Annotated in this window: 23 protein-coding genes, 1 pseudogene and 2 riboswitches; of the genes and pseudogenes, 16 read left to right on the top strand and 8 right to left on the bottom strand. The window is 63.8% G+C overall.

The features are described from left to right. Nucleotides 1-180: 180 nt before the first annotated feature. From IG197_RS22275 to IG197_RS22250, 6 genes and pseudogenes are all read left to right on the top strand, one after another. A complete protein-coding gene (locus IG197_RS22275; RefSeq protein WP_192315051.1) occupies nt 181-1,329 on the top strand; it encodes a hypothetical protein in 1,149 nt (382 codons plus the stop codon). Nucleotides 1,330-1,526: 197 nt separating this feature from the next. Then, entirely contained in the window at nt 1,527-3,437 is a 1,911-nt protein-coding gene (locus IG197_RS22270) for an AAA family ATPase (protein WP_192315049.1), read from the top strand. A 59-nt stretch (nt 3,438-3,496) separates the two neighbouring features. Continuing rightward, nucleotides 3,497-3,906: pseudogene (locus IG197_RS22265) on the top strand (endonuclease domain-containing protein). 65 nt (nt 3,907-3,971) lie between these two features. Next, nucleotides 3,972-5,258 carry a DUF6638 family protein gene (locus IG197_RS22260; protein ID WP_192315047.1) on the top strand — a complete coding sequence of 429 codons (1,287 nt, stop codon included), beginning with the start codon at nt 3,972-3,974 and terminating at the stop codon, nt 5,256-5,258. A gap of 11 nt (nt 5,259-5,269) precedes the next feature. Further along, a complete protein-coding gene (locus IG197_RS22255) occupies nt 5,270-6,394 on the top strand; it encodes a DUF2333 family protein (protein ID WP_067959273.1) in 1,125 nt (374 codons plus the stop codon). A 227-nt stretch (nt 6,395-6,621) separates the two neighbouring features. Next, nucleotides 6,622-8,301: a formate--tetrahydrofolate ligase gene (locus IG197_RS22250; RefSeq protein WP_067965347.1), complete on the top strand. Its 1,680-nt coding sequence runs from the start codon at nt 6,622-6,624 to the stop codon at nt 8,299-8,301. Nucleotides 8,302-8,436: 135 nt separating this feature from the next. On the opposite strand, the gene IG197_RS36285 is transcribed toward IG197_RS22250, so the two are convergent. Further along, the gene (locus tag IG197_RS36285) at nt 8,437-8,709 is read right to left on the bottom strand and encodes a TipAS antibiotic-recognition domain-containing protein (protein WP_192315046.1); all 273 of its coding nucleotides are present in this window, start codon (nt 8,707-8,709) and stop codon (nt 8,437-8,439) included. 31 nt (nt 8,710-8,740) lie between these two features. Then, nucleotides 8,741-9,115, bottom strand: coding sequence for a MerR family transcriptional regulator (locus tag IG197_RS36280; protein ID WP_192315044.1), 375 nt, complete (start codon nt 9,113-9,115; stop codon nt 8,741-8,743). Nucleotides 9,116-9,353: 238 nt separating this feature from the next. Here IG197_RS36280 and IG197_RS22235 point away from each other — a divergent pair, with 238 nt between their 5' ends. Then, nucleotides 9,354-11,366, top strand: a complete 2,013-nt coding sequence (locus IG197_RS22235) for a bifunctional UDP-sugar hydrolase/5'-nucleotidase (protein WP_192315042.1) — start codon at nt 9,354-9,356, stop codon at nt 11,364-11,366. A 125-nt stretch (nt 11,367-11,491) separates the two neighbouring features. Here the strand turns inward: IG197_RS22235 and IG197_RS22230 are convergent, their stop codons facing one another. Continuing rightward, entirely contained in the window at nt 11,492-12,613 is a 1,122-nt protein-coding gene (locus IG197_RS22230; RefSeq protein ID WP_192319919.1) for an acyl-CoA dehydrogenase family protein, read from the bottom strand. 217 nt (nt 12,614-12,830) lie between these two features. Here IG197_RS22230 and IG197_RS22225 point away from each other — a divergent pair, with 217 nt between their 5' ends. After that, on the top strand, nt 12,831-13,523 hold the full coding sequence (locus tag IG197_RS22225) for a helix-turn-helix domain-containing protein (RefSeq protein ID WP_067959258.1): 693 nt from the start codon (nt 12,831-12,833) through the stop codon (nt 13,521-13,523). On the opposite strand, the gene IG197_RS22220 is transcribed toward IG197_RS22225, so the two are convergent. The 3 genes from IG197_RS22220 to IG197_RS22210 all read right to left on the bottom strand — a co-directional run bounded on the left by IG197_RS22220 (nt 13,520) and on the right by IG197_RS22210 (nt 15,444). Further along, nucleotides 13,520-13,990, bottom strand: a complete 471-nt coding sequence (locus tag IG197_RS22220) for a GFA family protein (RefSeq protein WP_192315040.1) — start codon at nt 13,988-13,990, stop codon at nt 13,520-13,522. The genes IG197_RS22225 and IG197_RS22220 overlap by 4 nt on opposite strands. 144 nt (nt 13,991-14,134) lie before the next feature. Further along, nucleotides 14,135-14,608 (bottom strand): 6,7-dimethyl-8-ribityllumazine synthase, encoded by a 474-nt coding sequence (locus IG197_RS22215; protein ID WP_067959252.1) that lies wholly within the window; start codon nt 14,606-14,608, stop codon nt 14,135-14,137. Between the two features lie 76 nt (nt 14,609-14,684). Beyond that, nucleotides 14,685-14,831, bottom strand: a riboswitch (FMN riboswitch). 58 nt (nt 14,832-14,889) lie between these two features. Further along, entirely contained in the window at nt 14,890-15,444 is a 555-nt protein-coding gene (locus IG197_RS22210) for a sugar O-acetyltransferase (RefSeq protein ID WP_192315039.1), read from the bottom strand. A gap of 151 nt (nt 15,445-15,595) precedes the next feature. On the opposite strand from IG197_RS22210, the gene IG197_RS22205 reads away from it, so the two are divergent. Beyond that, nucleotides 15,596-16,057 carry a DUF4126 domain-containing protein gene (locus IG197_RS22205; RefSeq protein WP_192315038.1) on the top strand — a complete coding sequence of 154 codons (462 nt, stop codon included), beginning with the start codon at nt 15,596-15,598 and terminating at the stop codon, nt 16,055-16,057. Continuing rightward, on the top strand, nt 16,054-17,436 hold the full coding sequence (locus IG197_RS22200) for an FAD-containing oxidoreductase (protein ID WP_192315037.1): 1,383 nt from the start codon (nt 16,054-16,056) through the stop codon (nt 17,434-17,436). Before IG197_RS22205 ends, IG197_RS22200 begins: the two co-directional genes overlap by 4 nt. 43 nt (nt 17,437-17,479) lie before the next feature. Here IG197_RS22200 and IG197_RS22195 read toward each other — a convergent pair whose 3' ends face one another. Together IG197_RS22195 and IG197_RS22190 are read right to left on the bottom strand one after the other, a co-directional pair. Further along, nucleotides 17,480-18,247, bottom strand: coding sequence for an isocitrate lyase/phosphoenolpyruvate mutase family protein (locus IG197_RS22195; protein ID WP_192315036.1), 768 nt, complete (start codon nt 18,245-18,247; stop codon nt 17,480-17,482). A gap of 200 nt (nt 18,248-18,447) precedes the next feature. Beyond that, the gene (locus tag IG197_RS22190) at nt 18,448-18,900 is read right to left on the bottom strand and encodes a MarR family winged helix-turn-helix transcriptional regulator (protein WP_067959237.1); all 453 of its coding nucleotides are present in this window, start codon (nt 18,898-18,900) and stop codon (nt 18,448-18,450) included. A gap of 179 nt (nt 18,901-19,079) precedes the next feature. Here IG197_RS22190 and IG197_RS22185 point away from each other — a divergent pair, with 179 nt between their 5' ends. The 6 genes from IG197_RS22185 (at nt 19,080) to IG197_RS22160 (ending at nt 26,270) form a co-directional block, all read left to right on the top strand. After that, nucleotides 19,080-21,509, top strand: a complete 2,430-nt coding sequence (locus IG197_RS22185) for a membrane-bound PQQ-dependent dehydrogenase, glucose/quinate/shikimate family (RefSeq protein WP_192315035.1) — start codon at nt 19,080-19,082, stop codon at nt 21,507-21,509. 101 nt (nt 21,510-21,610) lie between these two features. Next, a complete protein-coding gene (locus IG197_RS22180; RefSeq protein WP_183194950.1) occupies nt 21,611-21,781 on the top strand; it encodes a hypothetical protein in 171 nt (56 codons plus the stop codon). A gap of 133 nt (nt 21,782-21,914) precedes the next feature. Continuing rightward, nucleotides 21,915-23,081, top strand: coding sequence for an MFS transporter (locus tag IG197_RS22175; RefSeq protein ID WP_192315034.1), 1,167 nt, complete (start codon nt 21,915-21,917; stop codon nt 23,079-23,081). A gap of 32 nt (nt 23,082-23,113) precedes the next feature. After that, nucleotides 23,114-23,324: riboswitch (cobalamin riboswitch) on the top strand. 107 nt (nt 23,325-23,431) lie between these two features. Continuing rightward, nucleotides 23,432-24,247 (top strand): ABC transporter ATP-binding protein, encoded by an 816-nt coding sequence (locus tag IG197_RS22170; protein ID WP_192315033.1) that lies wholly within the window; start codon nt 23,432-23,434, stop codon nt 24,245-24,247. Nucleotides 24,248-24,263: 16 nt separating this feature from the next. Continuing rightward, nucleotides 24,264-25,208, top strand: coding sequence for an ABC transporter substrate-binding protein (locus IG197_RS22165; RefSeq protein ID WP_192315032.1), 945 nt, complete (start codon nt 24,264-24,266; stop codon nt 25,206-25,208). 54 nt (nt 25,209-25,262) lie between these two features. After that, entirely contained in the window at nt 25,263-26,270 is a 1,008-nt protein-coding gene (locus tag IG197_RS22160; RefSeq protein WP_192315031.1) for an iron ABC transporter permease, read from the top strand. The last annotated feature ends 191 nt before the right edge of the window (nt 26,271-26,461 follow it).

The raw sequence follows: 26,461 nt of genomic DNA, 5'->3' as shown, positions 1-26,461 counted from the left end.
TGGCCTGCCGGCCATCTCCCCCACAAGGGGGGAGATTAGGCGGTGGTTGGCGCTTCGCCAGTATTCGGCGATGAAGTTCGGGCGACAGGAAACGCGACAGCCGATCTACCCCCTTGTGGGGGAGATGGCCGGCAGGCCAGAGGGGGGCAACGTCGAGCCCATGCATTCGAGAATTTGCCCATGACCCCCACAGACGACCCAGCCGTCCGCTACTTCGACGCGATTGCGGCGGCGCTCAGCGGGCTTGAAATCTTCATGCGCGACGACCGCTCGCCGCTCTACCGGCACGGCATCGTGGCGAAGGTGGCGGCGGCCTATATCTCGCGACTGGAACGGTCCTTCGCCTGTTGGCGCAACCGGCTCGGCTTCATGGAGACCTTCAAGATTTCGCGCGCCGAGAGCGGCTTCCCGGTGTTCCAGAACGTGCTCGAACTGGAAAACGACCGCAAGACGGCGGCGCAGCGGTTGGCCAGCATCCCACCACCGGGCGAACTGCGCGAGGAGATGGCCGACTTCATCCTGCGCCACAAGGAATTTCCCGAGGCGCTGCAGCGCTCGATGGCCGAGCGGCTCTATCTCGAGGACGTCAAGGACGGCTCGACCTTCTCGCCCTTCATCCTGGCGCAGACTGCCAAGGTGTCGGTCAATCCAAAGTCGATGCGGCCCTATTATCTCGTCCACTGGGGCAGCTTCGACGGCACTGCCAACCTGCCGCTGATCTATATGGCGACCGTCGAGGATTCGTCGGAGGCGATGGTCGAGCAGCTCGTCGACACCGACAGCGGCAGGCTCAACGAGAGGATCGAGATCCCGTTGCCGGTCGACGGCCTGCTCAACCCCGATCTCGCCCACCGCTTCGACGACTTCACCGAGAAGAACTCGGCCTATTCGCTGTCACCGCTGACAGTCGCCACCAATCTCGACAAGGATTTTCCCGTCCTGCACCCCAAGCAGCTCAGGCGGATGGTGCTGGGCCCGTTCTATTCGGCCGGCATCACGGAGCACAATTCGACGGTCAGCGAGGTGCTGTCGAAAGTGCGCAAGGCCGAAAACGCCTGGCTTTTGACCTGGACTATCCAGGAGGTCTACTCCAAGGCCGAGAAACCCGGCCGCAAGGGCCTGTGGTCGAGCGAGCCGTCGAGCGAGGAGTTCTTCATCAACACCGACGACCTCGAGGCCGCGCGCCAGGGCGTCTCGAGCTACGAGAAACACGCACTGATCCCGCACGAGGCTTACCAGACGCTCTACGCCGCGGGCGAAGCCGAGAAGATCTTCGGCGGCTACAAGGTGCACATCCTGTCGAAGGGACAGGTGATCTCGGATGTCTGAGAGCAAGGCGGTCGCCCCCACTCCGTCTCGGCTTCGCCTCGACAACACCTCTCCCCCGTTCGACGGGGGAGAGGAAAGACCGCCATCGGGCCTCGCGCCGTTCCTCTCCCTCCGGAGAGGGGAGAGGTGCCGAGCGCAGCGAGGCGGAGTGGGGGAAACCCTGGCAGGACTAAAACACTGATAGCGGGAGAAATCTGATGGACACCGGCCTGACCACGATTTCCGAAGCCGACATCGAGAAGCACCGCGCCACGGCGCAGAGCTTCATCACCCGCATCGTCGTGCTGGAGGATTCCTCCGGCCAATCTGGTACGGCGCTTGCCGGCACCAACAGGCGTTTCGTCTCGACGGTTTCGGCCGGCTCGATCCGCAAGACGCGCGAGGTCGAGTTGCAGAAGACCGTCACGGCGATCCGCCCCGACGACCAACTGATGTCGATCCCACAGCACACGCTGCTGTTTCGCGCCCGCCGCGGCATTGCGGTGGCGCTTGCCGTTTCGGACGTGTTCTCGCGCTCGACCGATCTGGAGGGGCTGCAGGCCAAGAATGCGCGCAGCCCGCTCGAAGGCGACGAGGCCAGCCATTTCAAGAAGCTGCTGTCGGCGTCGGCCTATGTCGCCGGCTTCACGCTCGCCTCCTACCTTGCCCAGCTGATCGACAGCGACGGCGAAGCGCCCAATGACGTCAGCGAACCAGACTTCCTGTTCGACACGCCCCAGGACGCGGTGAAGTCGATCGTCTCCGGCCTCGACCGAGCGCTGTCGGGCGCCAAGGACGATGCCGACCTTCTGACGCGCGGTCGCGCCTTTGCCCGCACAGCCATCGAGGGCCTGTTGCAGCGCAAGGGCCGCTTCGACGGCATCGGCGCCTTCGAGAACGCCCATATCCGCATCGACGCCGACGACTTCACCCTCGACGGCTTCGACGTCGCGCCGGGCAAGAAGTCGAAGCCGCTGGTCATGACCTTCAAGAAGCCGCAGGAGGTGGTCGGCAACCACATCGCAAAATTCCAGTCGGTCCGGCTGGCCAAGATGCTGATGGCCTATGATTTCGACCGCGAGCTGAACCCGTTTGTCGAGCTCGGCGGCTTCCTGTTCACCTTCATCGGCGACGGCGCACCGGGCACCGGCAAGACCACGCTGATCCAGATGATCGCAGGCCTGGTCAACAATTACTGCCAGGTCGCCGGCTATCCCTTCGCCTACGAGAATTTCGGCGTCGACCAGATCTCGTCCTACCAGGGCAAGTCTGGCCAGAACTGCCGCCAGTTCATCAACAACGTGCTCAACCCGCGCGCCATCGGCTTTGGCACCATCGACGACATCGACCAGGTGGCTGCCAAGCGCTCCGACGACCGGGCGTCGGCCGGCCAGCAGGAAATCACCGGCGTACTGATGGATGCATTCGCCGGTGCCGGCACGGTCGTGCGCGGCAACTGCTCCTTCGGCATGTTCTCCAACTATCCCGAGAATGTCGACGATGCGCTGCGCCAGCGCGCCGGCGCCCGCTGGCTGGTCGACGGCCCGCAGACCCGCGACGACTACATCGACATCTTTGTCCTGCTTGCCGGCAAGAACCATAAGATCCCGCTCGGCGAGCATGAGCTTTATGCCGCGCAGGAGATCCAGCGCGCCGTGACCGAGGCCTATGAGGAGCACGCCAAGCCGCAGGAAGACGGCCTGGAAAAGGTCTACGACCGCTTCATTAAGGACAATGGCGTACCCAAGACGCTGGCCGACGTCGGCACCTATTTGCACATGATCAAAGAAGCCGAGCCACGCTTCACCGGTCGCGCCATCAAGAACGTCACCGACGCGATCAAGATGCGCGCCATGGACATCGAGCTGCCTGACGAATGGTTCGAAAAACCCGAGGCTTTCATGCACAAGGGCTACGACGAGAAAAAGGCGATGATCGAGGAGCTGCGCGGACCGTTCTCGATGGACATGGTGATGCAGGAGATCAACCGCTACGCCGACAGCGAATTCCGCTACTCCGACAAATCAGACGATGCCGCCGTGTCCAAGCTGTTGCGCGACGCAAGGCTGCGCGAGCGCGCGGCGAAGGAGATGGAGGAGCTGAAAGCGAAGGGGCTGTGGAATGCTTGAGTTTCCTTCTCCCCGTTCACGGGGAGAAGGTGCCCAAAGGGCGGATGAGGGGCAGCGCAGTGCGTGGCGGAAATGAACTCAAGACTTCACGGGCACGGCAGCTTAGGCAAGTGGATAATGATGCCGAGGACAAGCTCTGGTTCGAACTTCGGTCAAGACGCTTGAACGGCTATAAGTTCATTCGCCAGATGCCGGCCCCTATTTCGCTGACTTCGCCTGCCGAGAAGCCAATCTCGTGGTCGAAGTTGATGGCAGCCAACACGCGCACGACATACGGGATGTGCATCGTGACGAGACTATGAATCGAAACGGACGGTCAGTGATCAGAGTTTGGCACATCGATGTGCTCCAGCGACGCAAGCAGGTGCTGGACACGATTGTTGCCGTGCTTGACGGTCGGCTCGACAACAAGACAATTGCCCTGGATCTGAAGTTTCTTCCTGCGCATTCGAACGAGGATCACCTGTGAAGCTTGGTGCTGCCCCTCATCCGCCCTTCGGGCACCTTCTCCCCGTAAGCGGGGAGAAGGAATAGATGGACCTCCTCCGCGACAATGAACTCATCTACGGTCGTCTCCTTCCGGTCGACGAATCGCATTTGATCGGGCGCTATAACAAGGCGCTGACCGCTTTCGGCCTGCCCGCGACGAAGCTCAAGAGTTTCGAGATCGACCGCACCGGCTTCTCGCCAGAGATTGCCGAGGAGCTCGGCGACTACCAGTATCTTGACCCCAACGAGGTCAACCGCCGCTTCATCATCCTGACGCCGTCGCAGATCGACTTGCCGGTCGTGCACACGGCATTCTCCAACACCTCGCAGCTGCTTTTCGAATTCATGTCGAAGAACCAGCGCGCCATCGATGCGCTGACGATCAAGGACGTGATCTACGGCGAGATCGAGGATTCGGTGTCCAAGGTCGAGGACATCGAAGATCTGTTGTCGATCAATCAGGTCGAGTTCCGCGTGCTGTCGGCCGAGGATGTGCTCGGCAAGGCGGCCGAGCTCGGCAAGCTTGTCGACAAACTCAAGCAGGAGCCCGAGGCCTGGCGCGACGATGCCATGCTCCAGCGTATGGTCGAACTTGCCAAGGTCTGCGGCGATATCCGTGAGAACGCGCTGGTGCCCGACCAGGTGATCTTCCGCCACAACGCCTTCTGGACCAGCCATTTCGGCGGGCTCTACGTCTTCGTCGACCCTGATGTGACAACGGTCATATCAGATCCGTCGGCGCCTGGTTTCCGCCGCTCGCGGCCATGGCAGGTGAGCTATCTCTCGATCAAAGACGCCGAAAAGGTGTTCAAGTTCCTGGCGTCGACCGGCCGGCTCGACCTGCCCCGCGCCTCGTGGATCGAAAGCTCGGGCTATCTCGAGCACCGCGCTGAAATGGCTGTGCGCGCCCTGATCCGCGAGGCCGAGCCGAAGCGCGACATCGGCAAGGTCGACAAGGTCTGGCTGCAGACCTGGATCCACAGCCATGCCGACGCGATCAACCGTGACGGCACCTTCCCCTTTCTCAATGCCGCCAAGCGCGAGATCGCCCAGCTCGGCCAGTTGCGGCTGGAAGAGGTATTTCCGCTGCACCGCTTCCTGGTGGTGCGCGCCAAGACCGACCATCCCGACGCCTGGCTGACCAACCGTCTGATCTCCGAATTTGTGCCGTCGGATTTCGTCTCGCGTTATGTCTTCAACAAGCAAGGCTTCTACAAGGATTATGAAGAGCTCAACGAGACCTGGCGATCCAATGTTGTCGACACATTGAAAACCACATATCTGAAAGACAAGGCGGCGTTCCGCGCACAGCTCTACGGCCTGACCGACTGAGGGGATTCCAAATGCTTGATCCGATCGTGAGTTTCTTCACCCGGATGTTTCAGCTGATCGGTAGGGGCCTTGGCTTCGTCATCGGCATATTGTTGCTGCCGTTCATCTGGGCCTGGCGCTGGTTCGTCCAGCGCGGATGGGTGCTGAAGACGCTAGTTGGCGGCGCTGTCGTCGGGCTTGTGGCGCTGTATGGCTACTTTGGCTGGAACACCCAGGTGTGGACCAACTTCAACCCCGACTATGTAGCGACTCATAATTTCGAGAACCGCAATGTCTCGGCCGGCGAGCAGGTTGTCGCCGGCGGCGGCACCGACACTGCCAAGACCTGCGGCCGTTCGGCGATCGCCGACATCTCCGCTGAACTGATCGACCTCAACGTCAACCAGAATGCCTGGATCTCGTCTATGGTCCTGTACAAGACCGGCCTGTTCGGCCTGTCCTGGGATCACACGCCTTTCCTCGACAACAAGGCTTCGTTCCAGCGCGGCATCAACCAGGCGATCCGCCGCACGACCACCGAACTGGCCGACAATCTCGGCCGCGTGCGTGGCACCAGCCAGGTCGATTCCGATCTGCAGGACGCCCGTGGCAACATGCAGTTCGACGAATACACCTGGTATTTCGGCCTGACCCCGTTCGGCCCCAAGACGCCGACCCCAAGCTACTACCGCTCGGCGATCAAGAGCCTGAACAATTTCAACGGCCGCCTCGAGAAGTGCCAGGCGGTGTTCGACGCCCGCGCCGACAATCTGATCCAGTTCATCGACCGCATTTCGAACGATATCGGCGCGACGTCGGCGATCCTCAAGGACCGCGCCGAGAACTACAACAATGGCTGGTTCGACCCGCGCGCCGACGACCGCTTCTGGTTCGCCTATGGCCAGCTCTACGGCTATTACGGCCTGCTCAAGGCGACCCATGCCGATTTTGAGGACGTGCTGAAGACACGCAACCTCGACAATCTTTGGGATACGATGGAGCAGCAGACTCGTGCCGCCCTCAACATCCAGCCCTTCATCATCTCCAATGGTGCTGAAAACGGCTGGTTCATGCCCTCGCACCTGATCACCATGGGCTTCTACATCCTGCGCGTCCGTTCGAACCTGGTCGAGATCAGCAACGTGCTGAGCAGGTAAGGGGATGGCGAATAGCGAATAGGGAGTGGTGGTGAGAGGCGCGCTCCGCGCGTCGCGGCTCCTCTCCACTCGCTATTCGCTGCTCCCTATTCACTCACCTGCCCTGTCGCAATCCGTGCATTGGGCGGCTGTTTTGAGACGGCAGGCGATGGCGATGTCGCGCTTCTATGGCGGCGACATCGATGGCCGCGGCGCGCCATCTGGGCAATCATTGTGGAGGAGCCGTCATGGCCGAATTCAAGACCGACATCGAGATCGCGCGTGCGGCGAAGAAGAAGCAGATCCAGGAGGTCGGTGCCAAGATCGGCATTCCGACCGAGCATCTGCTGCCTTATGGCCACGACAAGGCGAAGATCTCGGCCGAGTTCATTGCCAATGCGCGCAAGAACAAGGACGGCAAGCTGATCCTGGTCACCGCGATCAACCCGACGCCGGCCGGCGAAGGCAAGACCACCACCACGGTCGGCCTCGGTGACGGCCTGAACCGCATCGGCAAGAAGGCCATCGTCTGCATCCGTGAAGCCTCGCTTGGGCCGAACTTCGGCGTCAAGGGTGGTGCCGCCGGCGGCGGTTATGCCCAGGTCGTGCCGATGGAGGACATGAACCTCCACTTCACCGGCGACTTCCACGCCATCACCACCGCGCACAACCTTTTGTCGGCGCTGATCGACAACCACATCTACTGGGGCAACGAGCTCGGCATCGACACCCGCCGCGTCGTCTGGCGCCGGGTGATGGACATGAACGACCGCGCACTGCGCCAGATCAACTGCTCGCTCGGCGGCGTCGCCAACGGCTTTCCGCGTGAAGCCGGCTTCGACATCACCGTCGCTTCCGAAGTCATGGCGATCCTGTGCCTGGCAACCGATCTGAAAGATCTCGAGAAGCGCCTCGGCGACATCATCGTCGCCTATCGCCGCGACAAGACCGCCGTCTATGCCCGCGACCTCAAGGCCGATGGCGCCATGGCCGTGCTGCTGAAGGATGCGGTGCAGCCGAACCTGGTGCAGACGCTGGAGAACAACCCGGCCTTCGTCCATGGCGGCCCCTTCGCCAACATCGCCCATGGCTGCAACTCGGTCGTCGCCACCACCACCGCCCTCAAGCTCGCCGACTATGTCGTCACCGAAGCCGGCTTCGGCGCTGACCTCGGTGCCGAGAAGTTCTTCGACATCAAGTGCCGCAAGGCGGGTCTCAAGCCGGCAGCCGCCGTCATCGTCGCCACCGTGCGCGCGATGAAGATGAATGGCGGCGTCAAGAAGGAAGAGCTCGGCAAGGAGAATGTCGAGGCGGTGAAGAAGGGCTGCGCCAACCTTGGCCGCCACATCGAGAACGTCAAGCAGTTCGGCGTGCCTGTGGTGGTGGCGATGAACCACTTCGTCTCCGACACCGACGCCGAAATCGCAGCGATGAAGGAGTATGTCGCCTCGATGGGTGCGGAAGCGATCCTGTGCAAGCACTGGGCCAAGGGGTCGGCCGGCATCGAGGAGCTCGCCCACAAGGTGGTGCAGCTGGCCGAAAGCGGCGCCTCGCAGTTCTCGCCGCTCTATCCCGACGACATGAAGCTGTTCGACAAGATCGACACCATCGTCAAGCGCATCTACCGCGGCTCCGAAGCCATCGCCGACAAGTCGGTGCGCGACCAGCTGCATGCCTGGGAACAGGCCGGCTACGGCCACCTGCCGGTGTGCATGGCCAAGACGCAGTATTCGTTCTCGACCGACCCGAACCTCAGGGGTGCCCCTGTCGACCACGTCGTACCGGTACGTGAAGTGCGCCTGGCAGCAGGTGCCGGCTTCATCGTCGCCATCTGCGGTGAGATCATGACCATGCCCGGCCTGCCCAAGGCACCGTCATCCGAGAAGATCTTCCTCAACGAACAGGGCCAGATCGAAGGACTGTTCTGAGTTCGGGGCGTCATACCCAGACGGAGGGGCGAGGCCGCAAGGCCCCGCCCCTTTTCTTTTTCGGGCGCATCGCTTTCCTCGAAACGCCCATCGCCGTCATTGGCGCAAGTCCCAACAGGCGCGTGCTCTACGACTTCAGGCGGCCTTGCGTCGTGCCCAGGCCTTCATCGCCGTGGGCAGCCAGCTGGCAAGGCCCGGCGCAAGCTCCTCGTAGCGCCGGGCGAAGTCGGGATGGTCGTAGATGTCGGCGCGGTGGTGGCGCTCGACCAGCATGTCGAGTTCGCGCGCCTCGGGCACGATGCCCTTTTCCATGGCTGACGCCAGTGCCTGTTCGATGTCGCGCAGCTCGGCCATCGCGTTGCTCTGCTCTGCGCTGAGCTTCGGCGCATGGCTAACTGCCTTGCGCATCGGCTCGCCGTAACGCTCGACCAGCCAGTCCTCAAGTTCCGTCTGCTTTTCGGAAAAGCCCTTTTACAGTTCGGCATGTTTCATCGCGCGATCTCCTTCGAGTTTGGCGATCGTGCGGTCGATCGTCCTGACAAGCTGGCGGTAGCGGCTTGCCTCGGCCTCCATCCGCCGGCGCTGCTGCCTGACCGGGCGCATCGAGGATGGCAGCGATCTCGCCGAGCGGAATGCCGAGTTCGCGGTGGATGAGCACCTGCTGCAGCCGCAGCAGTTGTTCTTCGCCATAGCTGCGATAGCCGTTCGCGCCGACAAAAACGGGCTTGAGCAGACCGATGTCGTGATAATGGCGCAGCGTCCGGACCGTCACGCCAGCAAGCCGCGCCAGTTCACCCACAGCATATGCCGTCATCCGACCATGTCTCCGCAGGACCGGATGAGTAGTCCCTCACGTCGCGTGAGGGTCAAGCGAGAGAAAGACGCTGCCACGCATACGGAACCTGGCTGCACCATCCCCGATCTTGTCGTTGCGGCACGCAGTGCAGGAAACCTGTTAGTTCCCAGGAGCTTCATCGCACTGTCATGTGGTCACTCTAGGCCTGCCCGCCATGAGTCCACGCATGTCGCGTGGGACCAGCAAGGAAGACTACATGACTACGCATAAAGGCAGCCTTTCGCGACGTTCGATGCTGAAAGGCGGCGCAGCGCTGGCTGCTACAGCAGCCATATCTCCCTACATCGTTTTCCGCGCGCAAGCAGCGCCTGCGGCTGGTGAACTTGCCATGATCGCCGCGACGCCGAATTCGAACGGCGCCTTTGAAAAGCTATACCTGCTCAAGGGCGACCCGCTGGCCGGGCCGATCAAGGCGATCGTGACCGAAACGGGCGCGGCCGTCCCCATGTCAGGGCTGGAAATGGGCGAACGCCGCCTGCTGCGGCTGATGCATTTCAACGACTTGCACAACCACATCACCGAAATGCACGCGAAGAAGGGCGACACCCACGTCTTCTCGCAGATGGTCAAGCAGGTGAAGGACGCACGCGCCAACGCCGTCGCCGACGAGGTGGTGCTGTTTGTTTCCGGTGGCGACGATCACACCGGATCGATCTTCGACGAACTGCTTGGATGGTCGCCGGACGAGTTCATCGCCGACGCCGGATACCGCGTCTATTCCGCCGGCGGCGTGGATGTCGCGGTGCTCGGCAATCATGAATTCGACCGTGGCGCTGCCGTGTTGAAGAAGGGCATCGAGACCGATGCCAGCTTCCCGCTGCTGTCGGCAAACGTGCATGGTTCCTCGGACTTGAAGCGTGACGAAGACTACTTCGCCGCCGTGATCGGCGAGGCGAAGGGACTGCGAATCGGTTTCGTCGGCCTGACCACATCCGTCGACACGCGCGTCGGCCAGCCCGCCGACCCGAAGCTTGCGGTCGCCAGCCCCCTCGAAGCTGTGCGCAACGTGCTGCCGGCGGTGGCGTCGGTCGCCGACATCGTGGTTGTGCTGTCGCACTGCGGTTATGGCGGCGACCAGCACAAGAGCGGCAAGGCGGGCACCGCCCGCACCGTCGGCGAAGGCGACTTCGCCATCGCCCAGGCCATCGCCCCTCTGACGGACAAGCCGATCGTCATCATCGGCGCCCATACCCACACCAAGCTCAACGCCGAGGGTATCGACACCGACAATGTCGTCGAAGGCGTGCTGATCACGCAGGCGCAGGCCCATGGCGCCTATCTCGGCGAGATCGCCATATCGATCCGCAGCGACAACGGCCGCAAGGGCTGGTTCACTTCGGTCGGCCTGCGTCCCACCAAGGCGCGCGACCAGCGCGTCAAAGCTGGCGAGGCCGGCTACGAGACCTTCGAACAGGAAGCGGACTACGACGTCGATTTCGAACAGACGCATGTGGCACCGCTGATCAAGGCGCTCGACACGAGGCTGAACGAAGTCATCGGCCAGGTTCCGGACGACACGCTCGTTTCGAACGAACGCACCTTCGCCGATCGTTATGTTGGCGAGACCGCGCTTGCCAATTTCATGAACGACGCGCTGGTCAGGCGTTCGGAGGATTTCCCCGGCGGCCGCATCGACGTGGCGTTGTTCAACGCTTCGGGCATCACCTCGGGTCTGCCACAGGGACCGCTCAGCTTCCGCCAGTGGTATGATGTCATGCCTTATGCCGACGGCGTGCACGTGGCCACGATGACCGGCGCCCAGATCCGCGACATGCTCCAGAGCAACGCCAAGCGTGTGCTGCGGCCGGAAGAAGTGAGCAAGGTCGACACTTCAGCCTTCGTTTCGCGCGGCTTCCTGCATTTCTCTTCCGCCCTGCGCTACACGATCAAGCTGAACGCATCTGCCATCGAGGCCACGGCGACGGCCATCACGATCGCGGGCAAGCCGATCGAGGACGTCCTCGATCGGCAATTCAAGGTTGCGTTCAACACCTACGTCGCGCTGGGCGGTTTTGGCGAAACCTGGAACGGCAAGCCGATCGGCGGCGACGTGCCCGGCCAGATCCCAAGCATGGACCTCAGGGGCTTGCCGTTCGATCACACCGGCATGGTCTACCGCAACGAGGTCGTGGCACTCATTCGCGAGGCAAGGACCGTTGGCCCGGACATGGGTCTGACACTGGATCAGCGGGTGCGGATCGAAGCCTAACCATAGCCGGAACCGACTTCGCGGGAACATGCACGTGTGCAGATGTACCGCATTGCGAAAGGCTCGAACACTACATATCAGCCGCCGCGACTGGTCGCGACGGCTGATTGCCTTGGGAGTTATGTTCAGAAGATCGTGTCGACCGGAAGCCCAAGCGCCACAGCCCCGGCATATCGCGCCTGCGGGCCGGATTGAAGCGGGTGGAAGCGCGCGGCCTGCATGTCGCGGAAGCGGCGTTCAAGGCCCTTGTCGCGGTAGAAGGACGAGCCGCCGGCAAGTTCCATTGCCAGTTCAACGACTTCGAGCCCATGGCTGGCGACCAGCGTACGGCCGATCATCACCTCATTGACGCTTTCCGCCGACGGGCGGTTGCGCCCGACCTCCTCGATCATCGAACGATGCGCCATCTGGGCGGCGCGCAGGGCGGTGTCCATGCGGCCGGCAAGGTTGAGTACGGTCTCGCTGGCCGGCTTCTTCCTGGCGATCTCGACAGCAATGTCGCGGGCGCTCTCGGCTATGCCAAGATAGACGGCGTAGATCAGCGGGAAGGCAATTGTGGCGATGATCTGGAACACCGGATGCCAGTGGCCCGCCGCGCGCGAAAAGGCGACCGACGCATCGGGCACGAACAGCCCGTCGATGACGACGTCGTTCGAGCCGGTGCCGCGCATGCCGAGCGTGCGCCAGTTGTCCATCACGCGAACCTCGGGCGCCCGCATCGGCACGCCGAAATGGATCACCTTTTCGCTGCCGTCGTCGGCACAAGTGATCGCCCCGGTCATCAATATGTCGCCGGCGGCAGCACCTGAGGTGAAGACCTTGCGCGCCGTGATGCGGTAGCCGCCCTCGACCTTCTCGGCCTTGCCTGAACCACCGATCCAGTCGGACCCGCCTGACGACAGCAGGATCAGGTTTTCGGCAGCGACGCGCTTGAGCAGCGGTTCGACAGCAGCGACCTTCTGGTGGCGCCAGCGCCAGGCGGGGATGGCCACCTGATGCGTGTGCATGGCAAAGGCGAGCGCTGTCGAGCCGCAAGCCCGCGCCATGATACGCAGCATTTCCGCAAGCTCGGCGATGTCGGCACCGCCGCCGCCCAGTTCGAGCGGCACGCCAGCGCTGGTGAGGCCGGCCTTCTTAAAGAGCGCATAATTGTCGGCGACGAAGATGTCGCCCTCGTCAAACTGCCGCGCCCGCTCGGACAGGGCTGGAACCAGGTCGTTAGCCGCAGCGACCACATCGATCGGCATTGCACCAGTCACGCCGGCACGTGCCAGCGCAGCGTTATCAAGACTTCTCATCAAGTCGTCTCCTGTTGACCGGCAGGTCAGAGCCAAGGATCGCGCCAAGGGCCGCCCCGGTCCAGTTCAGGAAGTGAATCGCCGGCCGAGCCGATCGTCCCTATGGGCTAGGTGCGAGCACGCTGCTTTTGCGCTATAAGGCCGGGTCTCCTGCGAATGGTGCGAGATGAGCGATCGCGGCGGTTACGGCCAGTTTTGCCCGGTTTCGATGGCGTCGGAAGTGCTGTGCACCCGCTGGACAACGCTGGTCGTGCGCGAAATGCTGATGGGATCGAGCCGTTTCAACGATCTGCGCCGCGGCGTGCCACGCATGTCACCGGCTCTGCTGTCCAAGCGGCTGAAGGAACTTGAGCGCGCTGGCGTGATCCAGACCGAGCGTGGGGGCGCGGGCAGCGTCGAATACCGGCTGACCGAGGCCGGAGAGGATTTGCGGCCGATCATTCTCGGCCTCGGCGACTGGGGCCATCGCTGGGTGGAATCCCAGCTAACCCTCAGGAATCTCGACCCTTCGCTCCTGATGTGGGACATGCGCCGCAACCTCAACCCGCAGCCCCTGCCGCCAAAACGCTGCACGATTCACTTTCTGTACCCCGAAGTGGCGAAAGCGCAGCAAAATTGGTGGCTGGTGGTCGCCGACGGGACAGTCGACCTTTGCAATTCCGACCCCGGCTTCGACATCGACCTCGAGGTCAGGGGATCCCTGCGCAGCATGACATCGGTTTGGATGGGCCTGTCCAAACTCAACCAGGAACTCGATTCCGGTCGGTTGGAGCTCGATGGCGACGACAAGATCGCCCACGCCATGCAGGCCTGGCTCGGCCTGAGCAGCTTTGCGCCGCTGGCGCGCCGGGCACCTTAGGTCTCGCCCGCTTCCGCCCAGGCGAGATACTCGTGCAACAACGGCTCAAGCTCCTCCATTTCGGGGAATTCGTCGAAGCTCCTGACAGCCCCCGTCGCGGCGAAGGGCATCTTCGTCCTGGTATAGGTTTCCATGAAGGGCCGGAACCACGTGGCATCCTCCAGCATGGTCGGACGCACATTGACGAACCAGTCGACACCGGCGACACGGGTGAACATCCACGTCTTGCAATGGTCGCAGAACTGGTGGTGCAACTGCTCCCCATGCGCTCCCCCGACAACGGTTTCGCCCTGGGTGACGGCAAAGCCGTCTGCCGGCACCATCGCCGTCAGCGAATAGGCCGAGGACGACATCTTCTGGCAGCCGGGACAGTGGCAGGCCGCGGTGCAGATCGGCGCTTTTGACACCTCGATCTCGACGCGGCCGCAGCGGCACGCCCCCTTGAGTGGCAGTGGAATGGACGACATGTCAGCCCCCTTGCATGATGCTTTGCGCATCCTGCAACCGCAGCGTTCCGAAGCATAGGGCCAGCTTCTGGCTTCCGGTGTGACGTGCCATCGCAGGGGCCGTCGGCCCTCCCCTGAGAGGAGGGCCGGGTCGGTGCGATCACTTCAGGCGGCGACCAGGGCGCGTGCCTTGAGCAGTTCGACGCAGGCGTTGGCGGCTTCCTTGCCCTTGACCTTGAAGTGGTCGAAGAAGAAGCGGTGATGCTCGGCGCTGTCGTGGTAATTGTGCGGGGTGAGCACCGCCGACAGCACCGGAACGCCTGTCTGAAGCTGCACATTCATCATGCCGTCGAGCACGGCATGCGCCACGAAGTCGTGGCGGTAGATGCCGCCATTGACGACAAAGGCGGTGCCGAGGATCGCCTGGTAGCGGCCGGTCTCGGCCAACGTCTTGGCAAACAGCGGGATCTCGTAGGCGCCAGGCACGTCATAGACATCGACTGCGAAGCGGCCGTCCGACAGCGTCTCGATCTCGGAGCTGAAGGCTTTCACGCATTCGTCGACGATGTCGGCATGCCAGCGCGCACGGATCACGGCGACGCGGGTTGTATCGAAGTCTTTCGGGGATTGCTGATTCATGGGTCCATCCTTCCGTTTCGAACCAGAATCAGGACGCACGAGACGGAATCCCGGCGGCTTGCGCCTCCGCTTTCCCGTTCGTTCTCTTCCATCCGGACTATGACCGTCGGCTCCGGAGTTGCACCGGATCTGCTGACCCTCCCGTTACCGGGAAGCGCTCGCGGGCTTGGGTTCGAAAACCCTTACCGCCGGTGGGGACTTTCACCCCGCCCTGAGAACATTAACGCCTTAGGATATGGCGGCGCGCAGGGGCGCTGTCAATGACAGGAATAATAGTTTCTCTATCCAGAAATCAGCCGTGCCGGATTGCCGACGACGATCGCGCCGGCCGCAACACTTTTCGTCACCACCGAGCCGGCGCCGACGATAGCGTCGTCGCCAATCTCGATGCCGCCCAGCAAGATGGCGCTGCCGCCGATCCAGACATTGCGGCCGATGGTGACCGGCCGGCCAATCTCCAGGCCGGCGCGACGCTGGACCGGGTCCTTGTGGTGCTCGGGGCAATAGATCTGTACGCCGGGGCCGAACATCGTGCCCGCGCCGATGCTGACGGTTGCCGTGTCGAGGATGGTGCAGCCGGCATTGAGGAACACGCCCTCGCCCAGATGGATGTTGAAACCGTAGGCGCAGTGGAACGGCGCTTCGATGCGAGCGCCCTCACCCGCCGAGCCGAGCAACGTTCGTAGCCGGGGCGCGATATCGCCGCGCTCTACGGGCGGTAGCGAGCGGTGCTCGAAGACGGCGTCGGCCGCCACTGCGCGGAGTGCGTCGAGTTCGGCGTCGACGCAGTTGTACCAGGCGCCGGCCGCCATCTTTTCGCGTTCGCTCTGAGCCATCTCAAATGTCCTTCCTGCTTATCCAGCCAAACCACAGAACCGGCCATGCTGCAAAGGTCGAAGCCTCGCGGCTCTGGCGAAACCAGATGGCTGTGCTAGCCTCCTGGCAAAGTGCACTTCCGGACCAGACACATCCACGGGGGGACGAAGGATGATCTACCTGCTCGCGCTTCTCATCGGCATTGTTGCCGGCCTCAGGGCCATGACCGCGCCGGCGGCAGTCGCCTGGGGCGCCTGGCTCGGCTGGCTGCCGCTGGCCGGCACCTGGGCCGGCTTCATGGGCCACTGGATAGCGGTCGCCATATTCACCTTGCTGGCCATTGTCGAATTGGTCACCGATCAGTTGCCGTCGACACCGAGCCGCAAGGTGCCGGTGCAATTTGGCACCCGCATCGTCATCGGCGCGCTGACCGGCGCCGTCATAGGCACCGCTGGCGGGATCGTTGTTGGCGGGCTGGCTGCCGGCATCATCGGCGCGATCCTCGGCACGCTCGGCGGCGCGGAAATCAGAGGCCGTCTCGCGGCTTCCTTCGGCAATGACTTGCCGGCGGCATTGATCGAGGATGCCGTGGCGATACTCGGCGCCCTGCTGGTCGTGAGTATGGTCGTATGAGCGTGGCGCAGAGATTCGACGCCATCATCATCGGCTGCGGCCAGGCCGGGCCACCGCTGGCAGGGCGCCTGACGGCGGCGGGTCAGACGGTGGCGCTGATCGAGCGCAAGCTGGTCGGCGGCACCTGCGTCAACACCGGCTGCAAGCCGACCAAGACGATGGTGGCGAGCGCCTATGCCGCCCATCTCGCTCGCACCGGCGCCGACTATGGCGTTTCGACAGGCGATGTCTCGGTCGACATGAAGGCAGTCAAGGCACGCAAGGACAAGGTAACGGTCGATTCACGCAGCGGGCTGGAAGACTGGATCGGCGGCATGAAGGGCTGCACGCTCTATCGCGGCCATGCCCGTTTCGAGGGGCCGCATGAGGTGCGTGTCGGCAACGAACTGCTCCATGGCGAGCGCATCTTCATCAATGTCGGCGGCCGCGCCAACATTCCGGACATGCCCGGCGTCAACGACATCGAATATTTGACCAACACATCGATGATGGAGGTGGATTTCCTGCCCCGCCATCTCGTGGTCGTCGGCGGCAGCTATATCGGGCTGGAATTCGCCCAGATGTTCCGCCGCTTCGGCGCGCAAGTGACCGTGGTGGAAAAGGGCCCGCGGCTGATCTCGCGCGAGGACGAGGATGTCTCGGAGGCAGTGCGGGGCATACTCGAACATGAAGGCATCGCCCTCAGGCTGAACGCCGAATGCATCAGCTTTGCCCGGCATCCCGACGGCGTGACCGTCGGCGTCGACTGCACCTCAGGCGACCGTGCCGTAACGGGCAGCCACGTGCTGCTTGCCATCGGCCGCAAGCCCAACACCGACGATCTCGGCCTCGACAGAGCGGGCGTGGCCACCGACAAGCGCGGCTACATCGAGGTCGACGACCAGCTCAGGACCAACGTCCCGCACATCTGGGCGATGGGCGACTGCAACGGCAAGGGCGCCTTCACCCACACCGCCTACAACGATTTCGAGATCGTCGCCGCCAACCTGCTCGACAACGACCCGCGCAAGGTTTCGGACCGCATCGAGGCCTATGCGCTCTATGTCGACCCGCCGCTTGGCCGCGCCGGCATGACGGAGACGGCAGCGCGCAAGAGCGACCGCAAGGTGCTGGCAGGCCAAAGGCCGATGACGCGCGTCGGCCGCGCCGTCGAAAAAGGCGAGACGCAAGGATTCATGAAAATCCTTGTCGACGCCGACACCAGGCAGATCCTCGGCGCTTCGGTGCTCGGCACTGGCGGCGACGAGACGATCCATGCCGTACTCGACCTGATGTATGCCAGGGCGCCGATCGAGACGCTGCAGCGCGCGGTACACATTCATCCGACGGTGTCGGAGCTTCTGCCGACGATTGCCATCGAGCTGAAGCCGCTGGCATAGGGTCGGCCCATCCCGGCAACGGAATGGGCCTGTTCCGGTTGGCTTACTCGAAGGCCGCGCGCGCCTTGGCCTCCAGCCATTCCGCCATCTGTCGGTACGGCACCGGGCCATAGCTGATGCGGCCGACGCCAAGCTCGGCCAGCTTCGCCTTTGGCGGCACATGCGCGAGCGCGATGATGTTGACCGGCAGCGAGACCGCCTTGCAGAGCCTGCCGATCAGCGCCTCGTTGCCGAGGCCCGGCGCAAAGAAGCCATGTGCGCCGGCCTTGGCGTAGGCTTCGGCGCGTTCGATCGCGGCGTCGACCAGCGCGTCGCTGTGCTCGTCGGGCTTTGCCTTCAGGAAGATGTCGGTGCGGGCATTGATGAAGGCCGGGATGCCTGACGCCTTGACGGCGTCGGCCGCCGCGGCGATGCGCTTCACCTGGACAGCGATGTCGTGCAGGCCGCTGCCGCCGACGATCTGGTCTTCGAAGTTGAAGCCGATGACCCCTTCCGCCAGCGCCCGCGTCACTGTCGCTGCGACAGCCTCGGGCTCGACGCCATAGCCGCCCTCGAGGTCCATCGTGACCGGCAGGTCCGTGGCGGCGACGATGCGGCGGATGTTGGAGAGTGCCAGGTCGAGCGGAATCTTTTCGCCATCGGCGAAACCGAAGGCAGCAGCAACCGGCCAGCTGCCTGTCGCAATCGCCTTGGCACCGGCCTTGGCGACGATGGCCGCACTGCCGGGATCCCAGATGTTATAGAGCACCACAGGGTCGCCCTTCACATGCAGGGCATGGAAGGCCTGGGCCTTGTCGATCTGGCTGGTCATGGAATTCTGCCTCTTGGAATGACTGAAGGTCTGGAACCTAGCAGCGTGACGCTGCTTGGCCATAGCGCAGAATGCGGTAAGTGAGTTGCCAGAGACAGGGGTAATCACCGTTGCGTGGGTCGGACCGTCGCGGCGTTGCCATGCCATGACCGGCGAACAACGGTTACGGCCCAGATAGATGAACCCTTCCACCCCTACCCTCAGCTGTCCGGATCCGCTGCCAGCAGCCGCTGTTCAAGACGCACAAGCACACCGAGCGCGACCTTAAGTTCCGCGGCGTCCTCGTCGGCCAGAAGCTCGGTGCGCAGGCGTTCGAGGATCAACTCGATCTCCTCGACGCGGCTGCGGCCGGCATCGGTCAGGGACAGAATCTTGGCACGGCGGTCACCGGGATCGCCGCTGCGGGTGATCAGGCCGTCGGCTGCAAGCAGATCAACGATGCGCACCAGAGACGGACCTTCGAAACCGAGATGGTCGGCGATCACGCCCTGGCGGATATTGTCGCCCAGCCGCGACAGCGTCAGCAACGGCATGGCGGTGGCATGCGACAGGCCGCAGTCGTCGAGCGCGCTGTCCGCCGCGTGGCGCCAAAGCCGGGCGACGGAGAGCAGGCTCCGGCCGAAACCGGCGCGGTCGGATGCGTCATTGGACATTCGAGAAAGATAACATATTATCTATTAGGATGCGATGAGATTCTCGGCCGGAACACGGTCGCGACGTCTGTGCGGAGGTAGAGGCGAGGAGTTCTCCGCAGAGCGCCGGCATGACGATCGCGTCCGAAACCGCCCGCCCGGGCGGCTGATTTTCGGTTCAATCTTCGCGAGACATCGACATGGCAGAACAACAGACACCCAGAGACAGCGGCGGCTGGCTTCTGGTTCTATTCGGCCTGCTCTTGGTCGTCATCGGGGCACCGCTCGTCTATGGCGGCGTCCAGCTGATCGGCCTGGGCGGATCCTGGTATTACGCGCTCGCCGGTCTCTGCGTCATCGCCTCCGGCATTCTCTACGTCATGCGCCGCAGGGCGGGCCTCTGGCTCTACGGCCTGGTGTTTTTGGCAACGATTGCCTGGGCGCTCTGGGAATCGGGCCTTGAGTTCTGGCCGCTGGTGCCGCGCCTCGTAGCACCTGCAGTGATCGCCATCCCGGCGCTGTTGCTCGCCCCGCTCTTCCCGACGCGCACCGGCAAACGGGCTCCGTTCGCGCTTGCCGGCCTGCTGGTCGCGGCACTTGTCGCTACCGCCTTCTACGGCTTCACCCCACATGGCATCATCAGCAATACGCTCGCCTCTGCCGAGCCCAAGCCGAGCGTTCCTCCGGCAGCCGCCAGCGCCACCGACTGGCGCCACTATGGCCGCACCCCGGCAGGTACACGCTATGCCCCGATCGACCAGATCAACCGCGACAATGTCGACAAGCTCGAGGTTGCCTGGACGTTCCAATCGGGCGATATCCCCTCAGGGACCGCGCAGGACCAGAACACGCCGCTCTTCGTCAACGACACGCTCTACACCTGCTCGCCCAACAACATCGTCCATGCGCTGAACCCGGATACGGGCGAAGTGAAGTGGAAATTCGACCCGAAAGCCAAGTCGCCGCTGTGGCAGCGTTGCCGTGGCGTCAGCTATTACGAGCCGGCTTCGGCACCGAGCGAGGCCAATGCAGCCTCCGCCGACCCGCTGGCACCCGCAAGCGTCGTAGCGTCGACGCCCGACATGCCCGCTGCGGCGGCATCCTGCGCCGCCCGCATCGTCATGACCACCATCGACGCCCGCCTGATCCAGCTCGATGCCAAGACCGGCGAGCTGTGCCAGGATTTCGGCAATGGCGGCATCGTCGACCTCAAAAGCGGCATGGGCGAGATCAAGGACGGTTTCTACTTCCAGACCTCCGCCCCCACCGTGGCGCGTGACCTGATCATGGTCGGCGGCTGGGTGTGGGACAATGTCGAGACAGGTGAACCCTCCGGCGCCGTACGCGCCTTCAACGCCCTCACCGGCGAACTGGTCTGGGCCTGGGATCTCGGCAACCCCGCCATCACCAAGCTGCCGCCGGAAGGCGAAAGCTACACCCGCGGCACGCCCAATGTCTGGTCGACACCGGCCTATGACGAGGCCCTTGGCCTTGTCTACCTGCCGACCGGCAACGCCACGCCCGACTTCTTTGGCGCACATCGCTCGAAGGCCGCCGAGGACTATACCGCCTCGGTCGTCGCCCTCGACATTGCAACCGGCCGCGAACGCTGGAAGTTCCAGACCGTGCATCACGACATCTGGGACTATGACGTTCCCGCCCAGCCGGCGCTCTACGACGTGCCGGATGGCAAGGGCGGCACGGTTCCGGCGCTGATCCAGATCACCAAGCGCGGGCAGATCTTCATGCTCGACCGCCGCGACGGCAAGCCGATCGCCGAGGTCGAGGAGCGCGCCGTTCCGCAGACCGGCGGCGTGCCGGAGGACTTCCTGTCGCCGACTCAGCCCTATTCGGTCGGCATGCCGGCGATCGGTGCGGAGCCGTTCGCCGAGGCCAAGATGTGGGGTGCGACGCCTTACGACCAGCTCTACTGCCGCATCGAGTTCAAGAAGATGCGCTACGAGGGCGAATTCACGCCTCCCGGCCTGACGCGTTCGATCATCTTTCCAGGCTACTATGGCGGCATGAACTGGGGCAGTGCGGCGATCGACGAGGCCCGGGGGTTGCTGATCGTCAACGACATCCGCATGCCGCAGTTCGCCCAGCTGATGCCGCGCGAGGAGACCGACAATTATGGCGGCTCGGCAGCCCATGACGGCCTGTCGCAGCAGAAGGGCACGCCCTATGGCGCGCTGAAGAACGGCTTCATGTCGCCGCTCGGCGTTCCCTGTCACCAGCCACCTTATGGCACCTTCACCGGCATCGACCTCAAGACCCGCCAGATCGCCTGGCAGGTTCCGGCGGGCACGCTGCAGGATACCGGTCCGCTTGGCATGAAAACCGGCCTGCAGATCCCGATCGGCATGCCGACGCTGGGCGGTCCGATCGCGACGTCAGGCGGCCTCGTCTTCTACGCCGGCACGCAGGACTATTATCTGCGTGCACTCGACGTGGAGACGGGCAATGAGTTGTGGAAGGGCCGGCTGCCTGTCGGCGCCCAGTCTACGCCAATGACCTTCGTCTCGCATGAGAGCGGAACGCAATATGTGGTCATCTCGGCCGGCGGGGCGCGCCAGTCGCCTGACCGCGGCGACTACATCGTCGCCTACAGGCTGCCCAGGCAGAACTGAGTCTGGGCGCATCGACATCGGAAGGGGCGCCTCGGGCGCCCTTTTCATTTCTGGCCGGCAAGGGCGGTACCCGTGCGACGAACGGGTACCCGCCAGTAGCCGTGCTCGCCCAGCGCAGCGTGCCCCCCGGCCTGCGCGTCATCGGCGAAGCCGAGGGCCTGCCGCCGCTGCCCGAGATGGAAATCGGCATATTGCGCAACCCGCAGGCCGCCAATTCGGCAGTCGACCGGCTCTACGAATTTCTCCGACGCGACCTCACCCAGCAATCCTGATCCTCTCAGCTAGCGCCTTGCGCACTTCTCCTATGCGCCAAGTGCATTGCTGCAATGCGGCAACGTCGCTTGTGCCGCGCCGGACATGAGGAAATTGTGCGTCTAAATCGTTTCAGCTCCCCTGAGTCCGCCCATGCCCTTGCCGATCCTCGCTCTGGCCATTGCATCCTTTTGCATCGGCACCACCGAATTCGTGATCATGGGCCTGTTGCCGGAGGTCGCCGCAGACCTCGGCGTGTCGATCCCGGCCGCCGGTCTTCTGGTCACCGGCTACGCGCTCGGCGTCGTCGTCGGCGCCCCGATCATCGCGGTGGGCACAGCGAAACTGCCGCGCAAACCGGTGCTGATCGGGCTCGCCATGATGTTCGTCTTCGGCAACCTGCTCTGCGCCATCGCCCCCACTTACTGGACGCTGATGATCGCCCGCGTCATCACCGCCTTTGGTCACGGCGCCTTCTTCGGCATCGGCTCGGTGGTGGCGGCAAGCCTGGTCCCAACCAACAAGCGCGCCAGCGCAATTGCGTTGATGTTTGCCGGCCTGACATTGGCGAACATCCTCGGCGTTCCCGGCGGCACGGCACTCGGCGAAGCCTATGGCTGGCGCGCCACCTTCTTTGCCGTCGTCGTCATCGGCCTGCTCTCGGTGGCGGCCATCGCCTGGCTGGTCCCTGCGGGCGTCGCCCCTCCCGGCAAGGGCGGGGTATCAGGCGAGGTCAAGGTGCTGGGCAAGCTCCAGGTATGGCTCGCCATGATCATCTCGGCGCTCGCCTCGGGCAGCCTGTTTGCCGTCTTCACCTACATCAAGCCGATCCTGACCGACGTCAGCGGCCTCTCGGTTGAATCGGTCACTTGGGTGCTGTTGCTGTTCGGCGGCGGCATGACGATCGGCAACATCATCGGCGGCAAGCTGGCCGACTGGAAGCTGATGCCCACAGCCATCGGCGCGCTGGTGGTGATGGCGGCGATCCACGTCGCCTTCGCCGAACTCAGCTCTTCGGCGCCCGCCGCGATCCTGCTCGTCTTCATGTGGGGCGTCATCACCTTCGTCATCGTGCCACCGATGCAGATGCGCGTCGTCGAAACCGCTTCGGAGGCACCGAACCTCGCGGCCACCCTCAACCAGGGCGCCTTCAACGCCGGCAACGCCGCCGGCGCCTGGGCCGGTGGTGCTGCGATTTCGATGGGCGTGAGCTATGCCGACCTGCCCTTCGTCGGCGCGGCCATTGCGCTGTCTGCCTTCAGCGTCGCGCTCATTTCCTTCGCGCTCGACCGCCGCGACGCAATTCAGCAGGCGGCATGACGCTTTAGCGATTGTCAGCAACCCGTCGCTGCTGTAGCCACGACAGCGATGGTTCCTGCTATCCGGTTCGGGCAGCAGGTTAAATGGGAACACGGTGAGACGTCCCCGACGCGAAACCGTGGCTGCCCCCGCAACTGTGAGCGGATAGCAATTCGGAAACATGCCACTGGCCGAAAGGCCGGGAAGGCTCCGAGGCGCGATCACCCGCAAGCCAGGAGACCTGCCATCATCCGATTAACTCAACCGGCCGGGGTGTGCCGCGGAGATGATGATGGTTGCGACTGCCTTTTTCGGTACCGGCGCGCTTTCCGGATCGTTCTGCTGCCTCCGCCCGACCGCGGAGACAGGGTATGCTCGATCGCGTCCACGCCGCTAGCCGCCTTGTAGGCACCACCCCGGCACTGCTCGAACTCGATGGCGTCAGCTGGGGCCCTCGTGCTTCGCAGCCGATCCTCGAGCCGATCAGCCTTGCGGTTGCGCCGGGCGAGTTGCTCGCCATCGTCGGCCCCAACGGTGCCGGCAAGTCGAGCCTGCTGCGCTGCCTCTACCGCTACCACAAGCCGACTTCGGGCACTGTCCGCCTCGACGGCACCGACATCTGGAAGATGAAGCCGCGCGACTGCGCCCGCCGTATAGCGACCGTGCTTCAGGAAAGCGCCTCGGACTTCGGCCTGACCGTCGCAGAAATCATCGAGTTGGGCCTGACCCCGCATGTCACGAGTTTCGGCACCAGCGACCGCGACTACGACCAAGTCGAGGCAGCCCTTGCCCTCCTCGGCCTGACCGCACTCGCTGCGCGCGACCTCTGCTCGCTGTCGGGCGGCGAAAAGCAGCGCGTGATGATCGCCCGGGCATTGGTGCAGCGACCCGACCTTCTGATCCTCGACGAACCGACCAACCACCTCGACATCCGCCACCAGCTCGAAGTGCTGGAGCTGCTCGGCAATCTCGGCTGCACCGTCATCGTTTCCCTGCACGATTTGGCGCTCGCCTCGGCCCATGCCAACCGCGTGCTTGTCATGGACGGCGGCCGCGCCATTGCCTGCGGCGCGCCCGCCGACATCCTGACGCCCGATCGCATACGTGACAGCTTTTCCGTCGGAGCGACCCTCGACGACCACCCCGTCACCGGTCGTCCACGCTTTTCCTTTCACCTCGAACGCTGAACATCAAGGAGCCTCCATGCGCCTGCCCATCATCGCCGCCGCCCTGCTCGCCACCTGCGCAACAGCTATGGCCAGCGGCTTCCCCGTCACCGTCAAGAGCTGCAACCGCGACGTCACCTTCGAGGCCGCGCCCAAGCGCGCCGTCTCGCACGACGTCAACCTGACCGAGATGATGCTGGCGCTCGGCCTCGCCGACCACATGGCCGGCTATTCCGGCATCTCCGGCTGGAAGACGCTGAGCGAGGATTTGCGCAAGGGCGTCGGCGAACTGCCCGAACTCGCCCCACAATACGTCAGCAAGGAAGTGCTGCTCGGCGCCGACACCGACCTGTTCTTCGCCGGCTGGAATTACGGCATGAAGGTCGGCGGCGACGTCACCCCGGATACGCTCGCGCCCTTCAAGATCGCTGTCTACGAGCTGACCGAAAGCTGCATCCACATCATGAAGAAGGACAAGTCGTCGCTTCAGGACATGTATGCCGACCTGCTCAATCTCGGCGCCATTTTTGGTGTGCGCGAGAAGGCGGAGGTCCTGGTGGCAGGCTATGAGAAGGCACTCGCCGACTTCCAGGCCGAGCTGCCCAAGCTCGACAAGCCGGTCAACGTGTTCATCTACGATTCCGGCGAGCAGAAGCCGTTTACCGCCGGACGCTACGCCATGCCGACCGCCATTATCGAGGCAGCCGGCGGCAAGAACATCGTCGACGACGTCGAGTCGAGCTGGGTCGAGATCGGCTGGGAGCCAGTCATCGAGCGCAATCCCGACATGGTGGTGATCGTCAATTACGGTGAGGTAACTGCCGAGCAGAAGATCGACTACATGCGCACCAACCCGGCCTTCAAGGACATCGAGGCAGTGAAGAACAACCGCTTCTTCGTGCTCGAATACAACGAGGCGACGCCGGGACCGCGCAACATTGCGGCGATCAAGCGGCTGGCCGCCGCGATGCGGGCCGACTGAGCCGTGTCGCATCGCCACCTCGTCACAGGGCCAAGACACGTCCTGATCCACGCCATGCCGGCCCTGATACCGGGGCTGGCCGTGGTGCTTGTGATAGGCATGATCATTGCCGTCGGCGTCGGCCCGGTGGCGATCCCACTGGAAACGGTGTGGGGCGTCATTGCCAACAAGCTGATACCGGGAAGCGTCGAGGCGGTCTGGTCGAGCGGACGCGAGAATATCGTCTGGGACGTGCGCGCGCCGCGCGTCATCCTGGGCGCCATCGTCGGCGCCTCGCTGGCGCTGGTGGGGGGAGCCCTGCAGTCGGTGACACGCAATCCGCTCGCCGATCCGCATCTGCTCGGCATTTCGTCGGGCGCGGCCTTCGGCGCGATCATGGCGCTGATCCATGCCGGCATGGTGCTCGGCACCGTCACCGTACCGGTCTTCGCCTTTGCCGGCGCGCTGGCGGCAACCGCACTGGTGCTTGCCATCGCCAACCTGGCGCGGGCGCAGTCGGCCGGCCAGCTGATCCTTGCCGGCGTGGCGGTGAGCTTCATCATCTCGGCCGCAGGCAACCTCTTGATCTTCATCGGCGACCCCAAGGCTGCCCATGTCGCGATCTTCTGGATGCTTGGCGGGCTCGGGCTGGCGCAATGGAGCCATCTGCCCTATCCGCTGGCAGCCCTTGTCCTGTGCGGCGTCTGGCTGATGACGCAGACCCGCAACCTCAACGCCATGACGTTGGGCGACGAAAGCGCAACCGCACTCGGCATCCCGGCGCAGCGCTTCCGGCTCAAGGCCTTCGTCGCCTGCGCGCTGCTGACCGGCTGTGCGGTTGCCTACTCCGGCGTCATCGCCTTTGTCGGCCTGATGATCCCGCACATCGTGCGCTTCTTCGTCGGTGGCGACTATCGCCGCGTGCTGCCGCTGTCGGCGCTGGTCGGCGCCATCTTCCTGATCGCCGCCGACATGGCCGCACGCACGGTCGTGCCGCCGCAGGACATGCCGCTCGGCATCGTCACCGGGCTGATCGGCGGCATTGCTTTCGTCATCCTGATGCGGCGACGGACAACAAAGTGAGGGTCAGTTGGTAATGCAATGCAAGACGACGCAAATCCGGTTGCGTGGCCCCGAATTCGCCGCTATGCATTCCGCCATGAACACGACTTCGCTCCAGAACATTTGGTGGCGGGCCAGCTGACAGCGGCCTCTTGAAGCGCGTGCGCGTGAAGATTGTGATGGCCGCAACGGGATTTCCGGGCGGCCATTTG

It is taken from the genome of Aminobacter sp. SR38, assembly GCF_014843375.1.
Lineage (GTDB): Bacteria > Pseudomonadota > Alphaproteobacteria > Rhizobiales > Rhizobiaceae > Aminobacter > Aminobacter ciceronei.
This window is presented reverse-complemented; position numbering and strand designations above follow the sequence as displayed.